Source organism: Pseudomonas sp. GW823-FHT04A03 (assembly GCF_058796615.1).
This window is the reverse complement of sequence record NZ_JBXAIV010000005.1, coordinates 29313-43064: the sequence shown is the minus strand read 5'-3', so window position 1 is coordinate 43064 and position 13752 is coordinate 29313. Positions and strand designations below refer to the sequence as shown.

The following is a 13752-nucleotide window of genomic DNA, read 5'->3' as shown; positions in this document are numbered from 1 at the left end:
TTATCCGATGTTCGACAGTTTCAGCAGGTGGCGCAGGTCGTTGAGCAGATCCTTGCCCTTGACGCTCGGGTCGTAGCGCAGCACGAGGTTGCCGTGGGGATCGATGATCCACAGCTGCGGCGTGGCCTTGTCGCCCGTGGCCTTGCTGAAGGTGGCTGCGTCCAGCGGGTAGCGTTGCAGCTGCGGGTATTCGCGGGTCAGCTTGGCTTCGTAGTCGGCGCCCAGTGGTTGCGCAGCGGCCAGGGCGTGGCTGGCGCGCCCGGCTTCGCGGCCCAGGCCGATCTGGATCTGCCGCGCCAGGTACACCAGTTGCTGGCAGTCCACCGCGCAGTCCTTCGGCGCGGTGACCAGCATCTGCCAGCGGGTTTCGTCAGCCTGAATGCCGAGGTCGGCGCGGGTCTGGCCGTTGCCGATCAGTTCGCCGTGATAACTGCGACCTTCCGGCACCCAGAACTGCAACTTGTACATGCCCGTGGCGAGGATCATCGGACCGACCACGCCGAGCACGATCAGCAGCAGCTGGATGCGTCCGCGCCGGCGACTGGCCGGGGCTTTTGCTTCAGACATGCTGGGTGGATTCATGGCCGCTCCCATGGTGTTTCTCCTTTGTGTTGTGCCAGCCGAGATAGAGGTAAAGACCGAGCAGGGCGGTGGCCATGGCGAACCACTGCACGGCGTAACCGAGGTGTTTTTCCGGGCCCATGGCAACCACCGGCCAGTCGGCCTGATAGCTGGCCGGGCCGGGTTCGGCGCGTAATTCGTAGGCGAAGCCGTCGCGTTCGAGGGTTTTCCACAGCTTCGCGGGTTCGACGGCGGTGACGGTTTGCGGCCAGGTGCTGCTGACCGGATCGGCATGCAGCTGGAAGGTGGCGCCGGGGGCGACATACACCCAGGCATCGACATTCACGGCGTCGGCCGGCGTGTTGAATTGCGGTGCCGTGCGCCGGTCCGGCCACGGCAGCCAGCCGCGATTGACCAGCAGCCACTGGCCGCTGCGTTGATCCTGAAACGGCTGCAGCAATTCGACGCCAACCTTGCCGTTGCGTTGACGGTTGTCCAGCAACAGGCTGTGGGCGGCGTCGAACTGGCCGTGCAGATGGACCCGGCGAAACGCCGGATCGGCGCTGTGCAGCAACTCGGTACTGGCCATCGGTTCGGCGGCGCGGCGCTCGGCGTAGCTGGCGAGCAGGGCGGTTTTCTCCGCGCCCCGGCCCAGTTGCCAGAAGCCCAGCGAAATCAGCAATGGCAGCAGCAGGCCGACCACCAGTGTCGGCACCACGCCCGGCCGGAAGCGCTTCATGGCCGCGCCAGAAAATCAGTCAGTGCGATCGCTATACTCAGATGCATCGCTTGTTCCCCCGGAGTTCTTCCCATGCTCAAAGCAGCCATCGTCCTGATGCTGATTGCCACGGTGGTCAGCCTGTTCAGCGGCCTGTTTTTCCTGGTCAAGGACGACAGCAGCTCGAATCGGCTGGTGATCGCCTTGAGTGTTCGGGTGGCATTGGCCGCCGTCACCGTCGGCCTGATCGCCTGGGGTTTCTACAGCGGCCAACTGGTGTCGCACGCGCCTTGGTAGCTCTGTTCCTCAGAGCACGTAAACGAAGATGAACAAGCCGATCCACACCACATCGACGAAGTGCCAGTACCAGCTCGCCGCTTCAAAGCCGAACTGATGTTCGTTGTCGAAGTGGCCCTTCATGATGCGCATCAGCATCACGAACAGAATGATCGTGCCGATGGTCACGTGGGCGCCGTGGAAACCGGTGAGCATGAAGAACGTCGCGCCGTAGATGCCCGAACCGAGTGTCAGCCCCAGTTCGTGGTAGGCGTGGATGTATTCTTCGGCCTGGAAGCCGAGGAACGCACAGCCCAGCAGCACGGTGATCGCCAGCCACAGTTTCAGCGCGCCGCGATGACCTTTCTTCAGCGCGTGGTGGGCGATGGTGATGGTCACGCTGGAGCTCACCAGCAGGATGGTGTTGATCAGCGGCAGGCCCCAGGGGCTGATGACTTCCTTGGGCGGCGGGAACAGTTTCGGATCCGGTGTGTGCAGCAGCGGCCAGGTGAACTGGAAGTTCGGCCAGAGCATGTGCGCGATGCCTTTGGTGCCTTCGCCGCCGAGTGCCGGGCCTGAGATGTGCCGTACATAGAACAGCGCGCCGAAGAAGGCGATGAAGAACATCACCTCGGAGAAGATGAACCAGCTCATGCCCCAGCGGAACGAGCGGTCCAGTTGCGGGCTGTACAACCCCGCGCGGCTTTCCTTGATCACCGTGCCGAACCAGCCGAACAGCATGTACGCCAGCAACAGCCCGCCGACGAAAAAGATCAGCGGGCCGTGGGATTCCGGACGCGCTGCCTTCAGATCGTTGAACCAGGTCGCCAGACCGTACACGGTGACGAACATCCCCACCGTGGCCACGATCGGCCACTTGCTCTGGGCCGGGACGTAATAGTGCTCATGAGTTGCCATTTATTGTTCTCCTTATCGGGCACGCTTAACCGCCAGTGTTTGCAGCCACCGGAGGATGTCGGGCGGTGATATCGAACAGCGTGTAGGACAGCGTCAGGTGCTTCACGTCCTTGGGCATGTCGCGGTCAACGATGAAACGCACCGGCATCTCGATCTGCTGACCGGGCTGCAGCACCTGCTGGGTAAAGCAAAAGCATTCGGTCTTGTGGAAATACGCCGCCGCATTGCTCGGCGCGATGCTCGGCACCGCTTGCGCGCTCATCGGTTTGTCGGTGGGATTGCGCGCGATGAAGATCATCTCGTTCACCGCGCCGGGGTTGGCCGTCAGTTCGTCATGCTTGGGGTAGAAGTCCCACGGCATGTCGGCGGTGTTGGTCGACAGAAACTGCACCCGCACCTGCCGCGAAGCATCGACGGTCTGCTCGCCTTCGTACTGCCCGGCGGTCTTGCCGTTGATGCCGAACGCCTTGCACATCACGTCGTAGATCGGCACCAGGGCAAAGCCGAAGACGAACATCGCCACCACCACGCCGAGCAGTCGGGTGACCAGCTTCTTCATCGAGATCGAGTCAGCCATGGTGGCGGTCCTCAACGGCTACAGGGTTCATTTCACTTCCGGCGGCGTGGTGAAGGTGTGATACGGCGCCGGTGACGGCACGCTCCATTCCAGACCTTCGGCGCCATCCCACGGTTTGGCCGGAGCCGGTTCGCCGCCACGGATGGTCTTGATCACGATGAACAGGAAGAAGATCTGCGTGGCGCCGAACATGAACGCGCCGATCGACGACACCATGTTGAAGTCGGCGAACTGCAGGTTGTAGTCCGGAATCCGCCGGGGCATGCCCGCCAGGCCCACGAAGTGCATCGGGAAGAACGTCAGGTTCATGCCGACGAAGGACAGCCAGAAGTGCAGCTTGCCCAGGGTTTCGTCGTACATGTGGCCGGTCCATTTCGGCAGCCAGTAATAGGCCGACGCGAAGATCCCGAAGATCGCCCCCGGCACCAGCACGTAGTGGAAGTGCGCGACCACGAAGTAGGTGTCCTGGTACTGGAAGTCCGCCGGCGCGATGGCCAGCATCAGCCCGGAAAAACCGCCGATGGAGAACAGGATCACGAACGCCACGGCAAACAGCATCGGTGTCTCGAAGGTCATCGAGCCTTGCCACATGGTGCTGGCCCAGTTGAACACCTTCACCCCGGTCGGCACCGCGATCAGCATCGTCGCGTACATGAAGAACAACTCGCCCACCAGCGGGATGCCCACCACGAACATGTGGTGCGCCCAGACGATGAAGGACAGGAACGCGATGCTCGCCGTGGCGTAGACCATCGAGGTGTAGCCGAACAGCGGCTTGCGCGAGAAGGTCGGAATGATCTGGCTGACGGCACCGAAGGCCGGCAGGATCATGATGTACACCTCGGGGTGGCCGAAGAACCAGAACACATGCTGGAACAGCACCGGGTCACCGCCGCCGGCGGCACTGAAGAAGCTGGTGCCGAAGTGGATGTCCATCAGCATCATCGTCACGCACCCGGCCAGCACCGGCATCACCGCGATCAGCAGGAACGCGGTGATCAGCCAGGTCCAGACGAACAGCGGCATTTTCATCAGGGTCATGCCGGGGGCGCGCAGGTTGAGGATGGTGGCGATCACGTTGATCGCGCCCATGATCGAACTGATCCCCATCAGGTGAATGGCGAAGATGAAGAACGTCACGCTTTCCGGGGCATAGGTGGTGGACAGCGGCGCGTAGAACGTCCAGCCGAAGTTCGGCCCGCCACCGGGGGTGAACAGGGTCGAGACCAGCAGCAGGAACGCCGCCGGCAGCAGCCAGAAGCTGAAGTTGTTCATCCGCGGCAGGGCCATGTCCGGCGCGCCGACCATCAACGGGATCATCCAGTTGGCGAGGCCGACGAATGCCGGCATCACCGCACCGAACACCATCACCAGACCGTGCATGGTGGTCATCTGGTTGAAGAACGCCGGTTCGACGATCTGCAGGCCGGGCTGGAACAGCTCGGCGCGGATCACCATGGCGAACGAGCCGCCGAGCAGGAACATGCAGAATGCAAACCACAGGTACAGCGTGCCGATGTCCTTGTGGTTGGTGGTCAGCACCCAGCGCATCAGGCCTTTGGCGGGGCCGTGGGCGTGGTCGTGGTCGGCATGACCGTGGTCATCGATGACAGCGCTCATGGCCGGTCTCCTTCAAGTGAGTGGACTGGGCAGGCCGGGGCGCAGGGCCCCGACCGGTTCACGAAGTACGCAATAGACCGGCTCATTTGCTTTCCGCCTGTTTCAGCTCCAGCACTTCTTTTGGCGTGACCATGTCGCCCTTGTTGTTGCCCCAGGCGTTACGTTCGTAGGTCACGACCGCTGCGATATCGACTTCCGACAGCTGCTTGCCGAACGCCGCCATTGCGGTGCCCGGTTTGCCGTGGAACACCAGGCTCAGGTGCGCCTCTTTCGGGCCAGTGGCGATTTTCGAGCCCTTGAGGGCCGGGAACATCGGCGGCAGGCCCTGGCCTTCAGCCTGGTGACAGGCGACGCAGGTGGTGTGGTAGATCTTGTCGCCACGTTCCTTGAGTTCGTCGAGGGTCCATTCCTTGCTGGTCAGCTCCTTGAGTTGCATCGCTTCGGCCTTGCGCTCGGCGAGCCATTTTTCGTAGTCGGCCTTCTCCTTGACGTCGACCACGATCGGCATGAAGCCGTGATCCTTGCCGCACAGCTCGGCGCACTGGCCACGGTAGAGGCCGGGCTTGTCGATGCGGGTCCAGGCTTCGTTGACGAACCCGGGGATCGCATCGCGCTTGACCGCGAAGGCCGGCACCCACCAGGAGTGGATCACGTCGGCGGAGGTCACGAGAAAGCGCACCTTGGCCCCGGTCGGCAGCACCAGCGGCTTGTCGACCTCGAGCAGGTAGTGCTCGCCCTTGGCTTCCTTGTTGTGGATCTGCTCGGCGGGCGTGGCCAGGTTGCTGAAGAACTCGACATCCTGGCCCAGGTATTTGTAGTGCCACTTCCACTGATAACCGGTGATCTGGATATCGATATCCGGCTCACTGGTGTCGTACATCTTGATCAGGGTCGCGGTCGCCGGAACGGCCATCGCCACCAGAATCAGCAGCGGGACGACGGTCCAGAGAATTTCGACGGTGGTGCTTTCGTGGAATTTTGCGGCGACCTGCCCGGTAGAACGGCGGTGCACCATCATCGACCAGAACATGGCGCCGAAGACGATGATCCCGATCACCACACAGATCCAGAAAATGGTCATGTGCAGGTCGAATACTGCGTGACTGATTTCAGTCGCTCCAGGCGCCATATTCACAGTCCAGGCAGCTTGCACCGGGCTGAAAATCGACCACAACAGGAGGCCCATCCAGACGTGTGGATGTCGCATCATTGCGGGTTCCCCTTATCGTTCTTGTTATCCCGCCGGCTTTCGCCTGCGGCAAGGGATCGGCTGCATCAGACTACGAACTTGAATCGCCGGGCCTTGCTGCGGGTGCAGTCGGGCGTCATCAGCTAACTCCATTCACTGGCGAGTATAGACAGCGGCTGAAAAATGCAATGTGCGCACGTAAATCGAATGAAACAGCTGGCACTTGCGTTCCAGGGCACGAATGGAGAAGGATGCAGACGAGTGGTGGCAAACCGATATAACGCCGTTGCATCAAGGATGAAATAATTATGACAAATGCGTCTTAGCATTTTTCGTAAGCCAGCTAAGTTATGTCTTCCCTATTTCATTGCCTTGTTTCCTGGAGTTTTCATGAACACCGCCGCATTGCGCGAGCAGATCCACATAGCCCGACAACACGAGATTGAAACCGGAAAGCTGACCCGTCAGCTGGAAGCCCAACTGCAACACCTGCACCCGGCCATCCAGTTGCCGGAAACCGACGCCAACGGCGTGCTGACGCGATTTGTCGCCGCCTACATCGACGAAGTGCCAGACCTGCTGGATGCAGCCAATGAAGTCGCCAGGGAAGCGGGAATCGAGTCGCAGATCAAACCGGTGCTGAAAATCGCCGAGCAGTACTTCATCCAGCCGCCCGTGGGCCTGGACAGTCTGCTGGACGAGGCCTATCTGGCGCACCGTTTTGTCGAAGAGGTCAACGACCTGTACATCAAGCATTTCGGCCAGCCACTGATCCCCTTGGACATGACGGTCGCCAATCTGATTGCTCACCAGCTGATCGGTGAGGAATTTGCCAACCAACTCGACGAAGTGGTGCATCACGCGGTGGACAGCATGCTCGACGACGACAGTTTTGCGCTGGAGTCGGTGGAAGCCTACCGCGAGAAACTCAGCAGCCCGGACACCGGTGCGGCGTGGAAACGCTGGCCGTGCATGAGCCGTCGTCTGGGCGTGGGCCTGGAGCTGGATCAGCCTGCGGCTTGATCTGTGCGCAAACGATTGGGGGAACAGATTGCTCTGTTCCCCCAAATGTTTTCAGCCTGCTGCACCGATCCCGGTGGTGGTGCGGATCCGCCCCTCGAGCCGTCGCTTCAACCCGCGCGACTCGATCAACAGTTTCGCCCCCTTGGCCGCATTCGCCCGGCCCCACTCTTCGAGCAGTTCCAGACATGAATGGTCGATGTAGCTCAGATTGTTGAGCGGCACGTGCACCGTCGTGCCCGGCGGAATGCTGCCCAGCACCTGAGTCAGTGCCGGCACTTTGAGGAACGTTGCCGCGCCCACCAGACGCAACTCCATTTCCCCGTCCTGCGGCAGATCGATCAGGCTGATTTTCAGGCGCGAGGCCTTGAACGCCAGTTTCACCAGAGTCAGGCCGAAACCGATCAGTACGCCGGTCAGCAAGTCGGTGAAAATGATCGCCAGTGCCGTGGCGGCGTAGGTGAACATCGGCATCCGGCCATACCGCCCCAGACCACGAAACGCCTTCAGATCCACCAGTTTGAAACCGGTGTAGACCAGAACGCCCGCCAGACTCGCCACCGGAATGCTCTGCAACACGCTCGACAGCAACAGCACGAACGCCAACAGCCACAGGCCATGGAAAATCGTCGAGTAGCGTGTGGTGGCGCCGGCCTGGACGTTGGCCGAACTGCGTACGATCACCCCGGTCATCGGCAGCGCGCCGACCAGACCGCAGAGCATGTTGCCGACGCCTTGCGCCGACAGCTCACGGTCGAAGTCCGAACGCGGGCCGCTGTGCATGCGATCCACCGCGGCGGCGGAGAGCAGGGTTTCGGCGCTGGCGATGAAAGCCACGGCGAACGCGGCGATCAGCAGCGTCGGGTCAGCCAGGCTGAGCAGGTCCGCCGGTTTCAGCCAGTCGATGGCTTCGGCCAGATTCGCCGGTACTTCAACCCGCTTCACTTGCAGCGCCAATAACAGGCTGGCGCCTGTCGCCAATCCTACGCCGAGCAGCGCACCCGGAATGAAGCGCAGCGAATGCGGGCGGAATTTCTCCCACAGCCACATCACGGCGATGGTTGCGAGCCCGAGCAACCCGGCCTGCCAGCCAAGGGACGGCAAGGCCTGCGCCACCGCGCCGGGGAATGCGGTTAGGTTGTCCAGACCAGAGGGTTTCGGCGAAGCATCGAGCATCACATGCACTTGCGACAGCACAATCAGCACGCCAATCCCCGCGAGCATGCCGTACACCACCGCTGGCGCCGTGACCCGGAACCAGCAACCGAGCTTCAGCCGTCCAGCCACCAGTTGCAAAAAACCGGCGAGCAGCAGGATCGGCCCGAGCATTTCGATGCCGTGCTGGCGCACCAGCTCGAACACCAGCACCGCCAGACCCGCCGCCGGCCCGCTGACCTGCAACGGCGAACCCGCCAGCCAGCCCACCACCAGACCGCCGATGATCCCGGTGATCAGGCCTTTGGCCGGTGGCAGCCCTGACGCAATGGCGATGCCCATGCACAGCGGCAGGGCGACCAGAAACACAACCACTGAAGCGAGCAGCTCCCGTGGCAACACAGCTTTCAATTGAGCCGCACGCATGGCGATACTCCCGAAGTTTTCTTCAGGCATGGCAAGGCCGGGCCGCTGAAACAGCGGCCGGCGTCAAACCACACAGATTTTTAGGAGGATTTAGAAGCGCGCTTTGGGCGTCGCCACCGGAATCGGATGGCTGCCGTCGAGTGGCAGGAAGCAACCCTGATCCGCGTCGTAAGCTTTGATTTCGCTGGTTTCGATGTTGTAGACCCAGCCATGGATGAACAGATGACCGTTCGCCATGCGCGAGGCTACCGAAGGATGGGTACGCAAGTGCTGCAGTTGAGCGATGACGTTCTCCTCGGTGAGGATCGGCATGCTTTCTTTTTCGTTGGCGCAGTTGCAGTTGTCCTGCACCATGGTTTTCGCGACTTCGGCGTGGCGCAGCCAGGCTTTGACCGTCGGCATCTTTTCCAGGCTGTCCGGGTTGAGCACCGCACGCATGGCGCCGCAATCGGAGTGGCCGCAGATGATGATGTGCTGCACGCCAAGGGCCAGTACCGCGTATTCGATGGCGGTGGAAACGCCGCCGTTCATCTGGCCGTAGGGTGGAACGACGTTGCCGACGTTACGGGTCACGAACAGATCGCCGGGCGAGCTCTGGGTGATCAGTTCGGGCACGATGCGCGAGTCGGCGCAGGTGATGAACATCGCCCGTGGCGACTGGGCCGTGGCGAGTTTCTTGAAGAGTTCTTCCTGCTGCGGAAAGACCTCATGATGAAAATGCAAAAAGCCGTCAACGATATGCTTCAACGCTGCATCGGCGGATTCCGCCACAGGGGCGGCTTGCGCCGACGCAGCCAACGGCTGTTTATCCTTGTCACTCATGATTCATCCTCATTGGCGGATTCGGGGAGTCTTTCCCGTGTATTCCGGTGTGAAGCCAGTGGCTGTTTAGAACATCCGGGTCATCCCGACCCTTCAGTCACTCGATGAACAAGGTAACCGCCGAAACTTAAATCAAACTGAATCAAGCGCTCTAGAACGTGTGTTCCAGGTCACAAAAAACGTGACCGGCGTAAACCTGGCCAAGCATTCCTTCCTCTCAACCATAGGCCAATTGTCCCTAAATCAGCGCCATCTGGCGACCCGGCGGACAGAAGGCCGTGCAATCGAGGTTGAAGCCTTCGCGGTGATTGAGCCCGAGGCGTTTCAGTGCTTTGGCGAAGCGCTGGGCGAGCAGGTCGGCGAACGGCCCCTCGCCGCGCATCCGGGCTCCGAAACGGCTGTCGTAGAGCTCGCCGCCACGGCTCTGGCGGATCAGGCTCAGTACATGGGCGGCGCGTTGCGGGTAGTGCGCTTCAAGCCATTCCTCGAACAGCGGCGCCACTTCCAGTGGCAGGCGCAGCATCATGTAGGCCGCGCTCTGGGCGCCGGCCGCGTGGGCTTCGGTCAGCAGGCTTTCGATTTCGCTGTCGTTGATCATCGGAATCATCGGCGAACACAGCACGCCCACCGGAATCCCCGCCTCGCGCATCACCCGGATTGCCCGCAACCGGGCCTTGGGCGCGGCGGCGCGGGGTTCGAGGATGCGTTTGAGTTCGTCGTCCAGGGTGGTGAGGCTGATCATCACCGCCACCAGCCGCTGTTGTGCCAGTTCGGTGAGCAGATCGAGATCACGCAGGATCAGCGAGCCCTTGGTGACGATGGTCACCGGATGCCGGTAGCGCAGCAGCACTTCGAGGGTCTGGCGGGTGATCCGGTGTTCACGTTCGATCGGCTGATAGGGATCGGTGTTGGAGCCAAGGTTGATCGGCGCGCATTGATAGCCTTTTTTCCCGAGCTGTTCTTCCAGCACCTGGGCGGCATTGGTCTTGGCGATCAGTTTGGTTTCGAAATCCAGCCCTGGCGACATGTCCCAATAGGCGTGGCTGGGCCGTGCGTAGCAATAAATGCAGCCATGTTCGCAGCCGCGATAGGGATTGATCGAACGGTCGAAGGGCAGGTCCGGCGAAGTGTTGCGGGTGATGATGGTCTTCGCGGTCTCGAAGCTGACTTCGGTGCCCTGGGTCAAAGGCACTTCCTGAAACCAGCCGTCATCCTCGGCCACCGAACGATTCGGCGCGAAGCGGTTGTGCGGGTTGGTGGCGGTGCCGCGACCGCGCGGAGGAAGAGAGGTGGACATGGCAGCGCCTCGATACTGTGTACATATACAGTATCGAGGCGCTGTCGATCTGACTAGTGCCGTTGGGCGAACAGTCAGTGGTGCTGTGTCACCTGGCCGAGGTCATCGTTCGAGGTTTGCTTCATATCGTCCTTGCGCAATTCGGCGACATCAGCGGCCTTGACGGGCGCGCCCTTGTTGCCCCAACTGCCACGAATAAAGCTCACCACATCCGCCACTTCCTGATCCGACAGGCGCCAGGCGAAACCCGGCATGGTGAAGGTGGACGGCGCCGTGTGCGTTGCAGGCAGGGTGCCGCCCTTGAGCACGATGTGAATCAGCGAGGTCGGGTCGTCCGATTGCAGCACCGGATTGCCTGCCAGCGCCGGGAACACCCGGGTGTAGCCATGGCCGTCGGTGCGGTGGCACGCCGCGCAGTTGTCGATGTACACCGACGCGCCACGTTGGCTGTCATCCCCGTTCCACAGGGCCTTGGCGGCTTTCTCGTCGTACTGGTGCGGCTGGTCGGCAGGATCATTGGCCGGCAGCGATTTCAGGTAACGGGCAATCGCGGTCAGGTCGGCGTCGGTCATGTACTGCATGCTGTGGGTGACTACGTCGCTCATGCCGCCGAATACCGCGCTGCGGTCGCTGCGACCGGTCTTGAGGAACTGCACCAGTTGTTCCTCGCTCCAGCTGCCGAGACCGTCCTTGTGGTCGCCGCGCAGGCTCTTGGCGATCCAGCCTTCCAGCGGCGCACTGCCTGACAGAAAGCTGCTGCCTTCGGCCGCGCTCAGGGATTTTTCCTGCATGGTCAGGGCCCGTGGCGTATGACAGGCGCCGCAATGTCCGAGGCCTTCCACCAGATACGCCCCACGGCTGACGACGGCATCGTCCGACGCGGCTTTGTAGTCCTCGACCTTCGGCGCGAACAGCCAGCGCCAGCCCATCAGCGGCCAGCGCATGCTCAATGGCCACGGGATATTGCTGGCCTTGTTCTCTTGCACCACCGGTTCCACGCCGTGCATGAAGTAGGCGTAGAGCGCCTGCATGTCGGTTTCGCTGATACGGGCGTAGGACGGGTACGGCATCGCCGGGTACAAGGTACTGCCGTTTTTGGCCACGCCATGCCGCACGGCCTGGTCGAAGTCCTCGAAGCTGTAGTCACCGACGCCGGTTTTATCCGGAGTGATGTTGGTCGAGTAGATCGTGCCGATCGGGGTTTCCATCGGCAGGCCGCCGGCGAACGGCTTGCCGTCCTTGGCCGTGTGGCAGGCCACGCAGTCACCGGCGCGGGCAAGGTATTCGCCTTGTTTGATCAAGGATTGATCAACTTCGGCGCCGTGGGCGGCAGTGCTGCCGAGCAGCGCCAGAGTTGCGATAACGAGAGTCTTCATGGTCATCGCTCCTTAAGCCTGAACCAGCGGGCCGGGGTTTTTCAGGTATTGCTCGCGGATCGCTTTCGCCGACCAGTAGGTCAGCGCGGCAACCAGGCCGGTCGGGTTGTAACCCAGGCCTTGCGGGAACGCCGAGGCACCCGGGACGAACACGTTGTGCACGTCCCAACTCTGCAGATAGCGGTTCAGCGCGCTGGTCTTCGGATCGGTGCCCATGATCGCGCCACCGTTGAGGTGGGTGGTCTGGTACGACGCGGTGTTGAAGTGGTCGCCGACTTTCTTGCCGATCACGGCGATGGCTTTCGGGCCCATGGCCTCGGCGATCTTGCCCATTTTCTCGACCATGAAGCGGTTCATCTTGATGTCGTTTTCCTGCCAGTCGAACGTCATCCGCAGCAGCGGCATGCCGTAGGCATCGCGGTACACCGGGTCCAGATCGAGGTAGTTGCCACGGTAGGACTGATGCGCGCCGTGGGCGTCCATCGACACCTGATGGGTGTAGTAATCGGCGGTCGCGCGTTTCCACGCACTGCCCCAGGCCGGAGTGCCCGGCGGGTTGGAGGTGCCGGCGATCGGTCGGCTGCCGGCCTGGTTGACCCACATCGGCGAGCCACCGACGAAGCCATGCGGCCCGTGATCGAAGTTGTCGGCGTTGAAATCATCCACCGCCACGCCGTTGCCGCCGGCACCGATGAAGTTGTTGGTGTGGGTGTCCTTGTCGAAGAACGCCTTGATCGTGGCCATGTTCTGGTAGGCGAAGTTGCGCCCGACCACACCCTCACCGCTGACCGGGTCGTAGGGTTTGCCGATGCCGGAGAGCAGCATCAGGCGCACGTTGTGCAACTGGAACGCGCCGAGGATCACCAGATCCGCCGGTTGCTCGATCTCGCGACCCTGGCCGTCGATGTAGGTGACGCCGGTGGCTTTGGTTTTCGTGCTGTCGAGGTTGACCCGCAGGACGTGGGCATTGGGCCGCAGTTCGAAATTCGGCAGCGGCTTCAGCGCCGGCAGAATGTTCACGTTCGGCGACGCCTTGGAATACATGTAGCAAACATAACCGCTGCAGAAACCGCAGAAGTTGCACGGGCCCATCTGCGCGCCGTAGGGGTTGGTGTACGGCCCTGAAGTATTGGCGGAAGGCAGGTTGTAGGGTTTGTAACCGACTTCGGTAGCCGCTTTGCCGAACAGCTGTGCGGAAACGGTGTTCTTCTGCGCTTCCAGCGGGAACGGGTTCGAGCGATCCGGCGCGTACGGGTTGCCGCCCTTGCCCTGGCCGACCAGTTGGCCTTTCACGGTCCAGGCCTGGCCGGAGGTACCGAAGACTTTTTCGGCGAAATCGAAGAACGGCTCCAGCTCTTCATAGCTGACGCCGAAGTCCTGGATGGTCATGTCCTTGGGGATGAAGCTTTTGCCGTAGCGCTCTTCGTAGTGACTGCGCATGCGCAGTTCGATCGGGTCGACCCGAAAGTGCACACCCGACCAGTGCAACCCGGCGCCGCCCACGCCGTTGCCCGGCAGGAACGCGCCCAGTTGGCGATTCGGCAGGGCGATGTCGTTGACGCTGTGGCGGATGGTGACGGTTTCCTTGGAAACGTCCTGGAAGAGTTTTTTCCGCACGCTGTAGGTGAGTTCGTCGATTACCTGCGGATAGTTGCCGTCCGGGTAGGTGTCCTGCATCGGCCCGCGTTCCAGCGCCAGCACGTTGAGTCCCGCTTCGGTCAGCTCCTTGGCCATGATCGCGCCTGTCCAGCCGAAACCGACGATCACTGCGTCGACCTTCTTCATTACCGTTGCCAT

The 13752-nt window shown here is 61.8% G+C and carries 13 protein-coding genes; 2 read left to right on the top strand and 11 right to left on the bottom strand.

Features of this window, described 5'->3' with window-relative positions:
- Together AC1Q9F_RS15085 and AC1Q9F_RS15080 are read right to left on the bottom strand one after the other, a co-directional pair.
- Positions 1-594, bottom strand: coding sequence for a PA_0111/PP_0108 family redox-active disulfide protein (locus tag AC1Q9F_RS15085; protein WP_007953988.1), 594 nt, complete (start codon positions 592-594; stop codon positions 1-3).
- Positions 560-1300, bottom strand: a complete 741-nt coding sequence (locus AC1Q9F_RS15080; RefSeq protein ID WP_492620332.1) for an SURF1 family protein — start codon at positions 1298-1300, stop codon at positions 560-562. The genes AC1Q9F_RS15085 and AC1Q9F_RS15080 overlap by 35 nt, the downstream gene beginning before the upstream one ends.
- Positions 1301-1372: 72 nt before the next feature.
- Here AC1Q9F_RS15080 and AC1Q9F_RS15075 point away from each other — a divergent pair, with 72 nt between their 5' ends.
- Complete coding sequence (locus AC1Q9F_RS15075; protein WP_007953986.1) at positions 1373-1576, top strand: twin transmembrane helix small protein; 204 nt, start codon at positions 1373-1375, stop codon at positions 1574-1576.
- A gap of 9 nt (positions 1577-1585) precedes the next feature.
- Here AC1Q9F_RS15075 and AC1Q9F_RS15070 read toward each other — a convergent pair whose 3' ends face one another.
- The 4 genes from AC1Q9F_RS15070 to coxB all read right to left on the bottom strand — a co-directional run bounded on the left by AC1Q9F_RS15070 (position 1586) and on the right by coxB (position 5880).
- A complete protein-coding gene (locus AC1Q9F_RS15070; RefSeq protein ID WP_011331798.1) occupies positions 1586-2473 on the bottom strand; it encodes a cytochrome c oxidase subunit 3 in 888 nt (295 codons plus the stop codon).
- 25 nt (positions 2474-2498) lie between these two features.
- Positions 2499-3050, bottom strand: a complete 552-nt coding sequence (locus AC1Q9F_RS15065; RefSeq protein ID WP_011331799.1) for a cytochrome c oxidase assembly protein — start codon at positions 3048-3050, stop codon at positions 2499-2501.
- A gap of 27 nt (positions 3051-3077) precedes the next feature.
- The gene (gene ctaD / locus AC1Q9F_RS15060; RefSeq protein WP_007953983.1) at positions 3078-4670 is read right to left on the bottom strand and encodes a cytochrome c oxidase subunit I; all 1593 of its coding nucleotides are present in this window, start codon (positions 4668-4670) and stop codon (positions 3078-3080) included.
- Positions 4671-4752: 82 nt separating this feature from the next.
- Positions 4753-5880, bottom strand: a complete 1128-nt coding sequence (gene coxB, locus AC1Q9F_RS15055) for a cytochrome c oxidase subunit II (RefSeq protein WP_492620333.1) — start codon at positions 5878-5880, stop codon at positions 4753-4755.
- Between the two features lie 369 nt (positions 5881-6249).
- Between coxB and AC1Q9F_RS15050 the strand changes: the two genes are divergently transcribed.
- Complete coding sequence (locus AC1Q9F_RS15050; protein WP_007953981.1) at positions 6250-6882, top strand: hypothetical protein; 633 nt, start codon at positions 6250-6252, stop codon at positions 6880-6882.
- A 51-nt stretch (positions 6883-6933) separates the two neighbouring features.
- Here AC1Q9F_RS15050 and AC1Q9F_RS15045 read toward each other — a convergent pair whose 3' ends face one another.
- The 5 genes from AC1Q9F_RS15045 to AC1Q9F_RS15025 form a co-directional block, all read right to left on the bottom strand.
- Positions 6934-8460, bottom strand: a complete 1527-nt coding sequence (locus AC1Q9F_RS15045; protein ID WP_207984547.1) for a SulP family inorganic anion transporter — start codon at positions 8458-8460, stop codon at positions 6934-6936.
- Positions 8461-8550: 90 nt separating this feature from the next.
- Positions 8551-9282 (bottom strand): carbonic anhydrase, encoded by a 732-nt coding sequence (locus tag AC1Q9F_RS15040; RefSeq protein WP_007953979.1) that lies wholly within the window; start codon positions 9280-9282, stop codon positions 8551-8553.
- 238 nt (positions 9283-9520) lie between these two features.
- Entirely contained in the window at positions 9521-10579 is a 1059-nt protein-coding gene (locus AC1Q9F_RS15035) for a PA0069 family radical SAM protein (RefSeq protein WP_492620334.1), read from the bottom strand.
- A gap of 74 nt (positions 10580-10653) precedes the next feature.
- Positions 10654-11955 (bottom strand): c-type cytochrome, encoded by a 1302-nt coding sequence (locus tag AC1Q9F_RS15030; RefSeq protein ID WP_492620335.1) that lies wholly within the window; start codon positions 11953-11955, stop codon positions 10654-10656.
- Positions 11956-11967: 12 nt separating this feature from the next.
- Positions 11968-13752 carry a GMC family oxidoreductase gene (locus AC1Q9F_RS15025; protein ID WP_007953975.1) on the bottom strand — a complete coding sequence of 595 codons (1785 nt, stop codon included), beginning with the start codon at positions 13750-13752 and terminating at the stop codon, positions 11968-11970.

Coding starts and splice junctions, on each gene's coding strand:
- coxB (WP_492620333.1), bottom strand. CDS start 5,880: ATGATGCGACATCCACACGTCTGGATGGGCCTCCTGTTGTGGTCGATT.
- AC1Q9F_RS15050 (WP_007953981.1), top strand. CDS start 6,250: ATGAACACCGCCGCATTGCGCGAGCAGATCCACATAGCCCGACAACAC.
- AC1Q9F_RS15025 (WP_007953975.1), bottom strand. CDS start 13,752: ATGGCAACGGTAATGAAGAAGGTCGACGCAGTGATCGTCGGTTTCGGC.
- AC1Q9F_RS15040 (WP_007953979.1), bottom strand. CDS start 9,282: ATGAGTGACAAGGATAAACAGCCGTTGGCTGCGTCGGCGCAAGCCGCC.
- AC1Q9F_RS15045 (WP_207984547.1), bottom strand. CDS start 8,460: ATGCGTGCGGCTCAATTGAAAGCTGTGTTGCCACGGGAGCTGCTCGCT.
- AC1Q9F_RS15080 (WP_492620332.1), bottom strand. CDS start 1,300: ATGAAGCGCTTCCGGCCGGGCGTGGTGCCGACACTGGTGGTCGGCCTG.
- AC1Q9F_RS15070 (WP_011331798.1), bottom strand. CDS start 2,473: ATGGCAACTCATGAGCACTATTACGTCCCGGCCCAGAGCAAGTGGCCG.
- ctaD (WP_007953983.1), bottom strand. CDS start 4,670: ATGAGCGCTGTCATCGATGACCACGGTCATGCCGACCACGACCACGCC.
- AC1Q9F_RS15085 (WP_007953988.1), bottom strand. CDS start 594: ATGGGAGCGGCCATGAATCCACCCAGCATGTCTGAAGCAAAAGCCCCG.
- AC1Q9F_RS15035 (WP_492620334.1), bottom strand. CDS start 10,579: ATGTCCACCTCTCTTCCTCCGCGCGGTCGCGGCACCGCCACCAACCCG.
- AC1Q9F_RS15065 (WP_011331799.1), bottom strand. CDS start 3,050: ATGGCTGACTCGATCTCGATGAAGAAGCTGGTCACCCGACTGCTCGGC.
- AC1Q9F_RS15030 (WP_492620335.1), bottom strand. CDS start 11,955: ATGAAGACTCTCGTTATCGCAACTCTGGCGCTGCTCGGCAGCACTGCC.
- AC1Q9F_RS15075 (WP_007953986.1), top strand. CDS start 1,373: ATGCTCAAAGCAGCCATCGTCCTGATGCTGATTGCCACGGTGGTCAGC.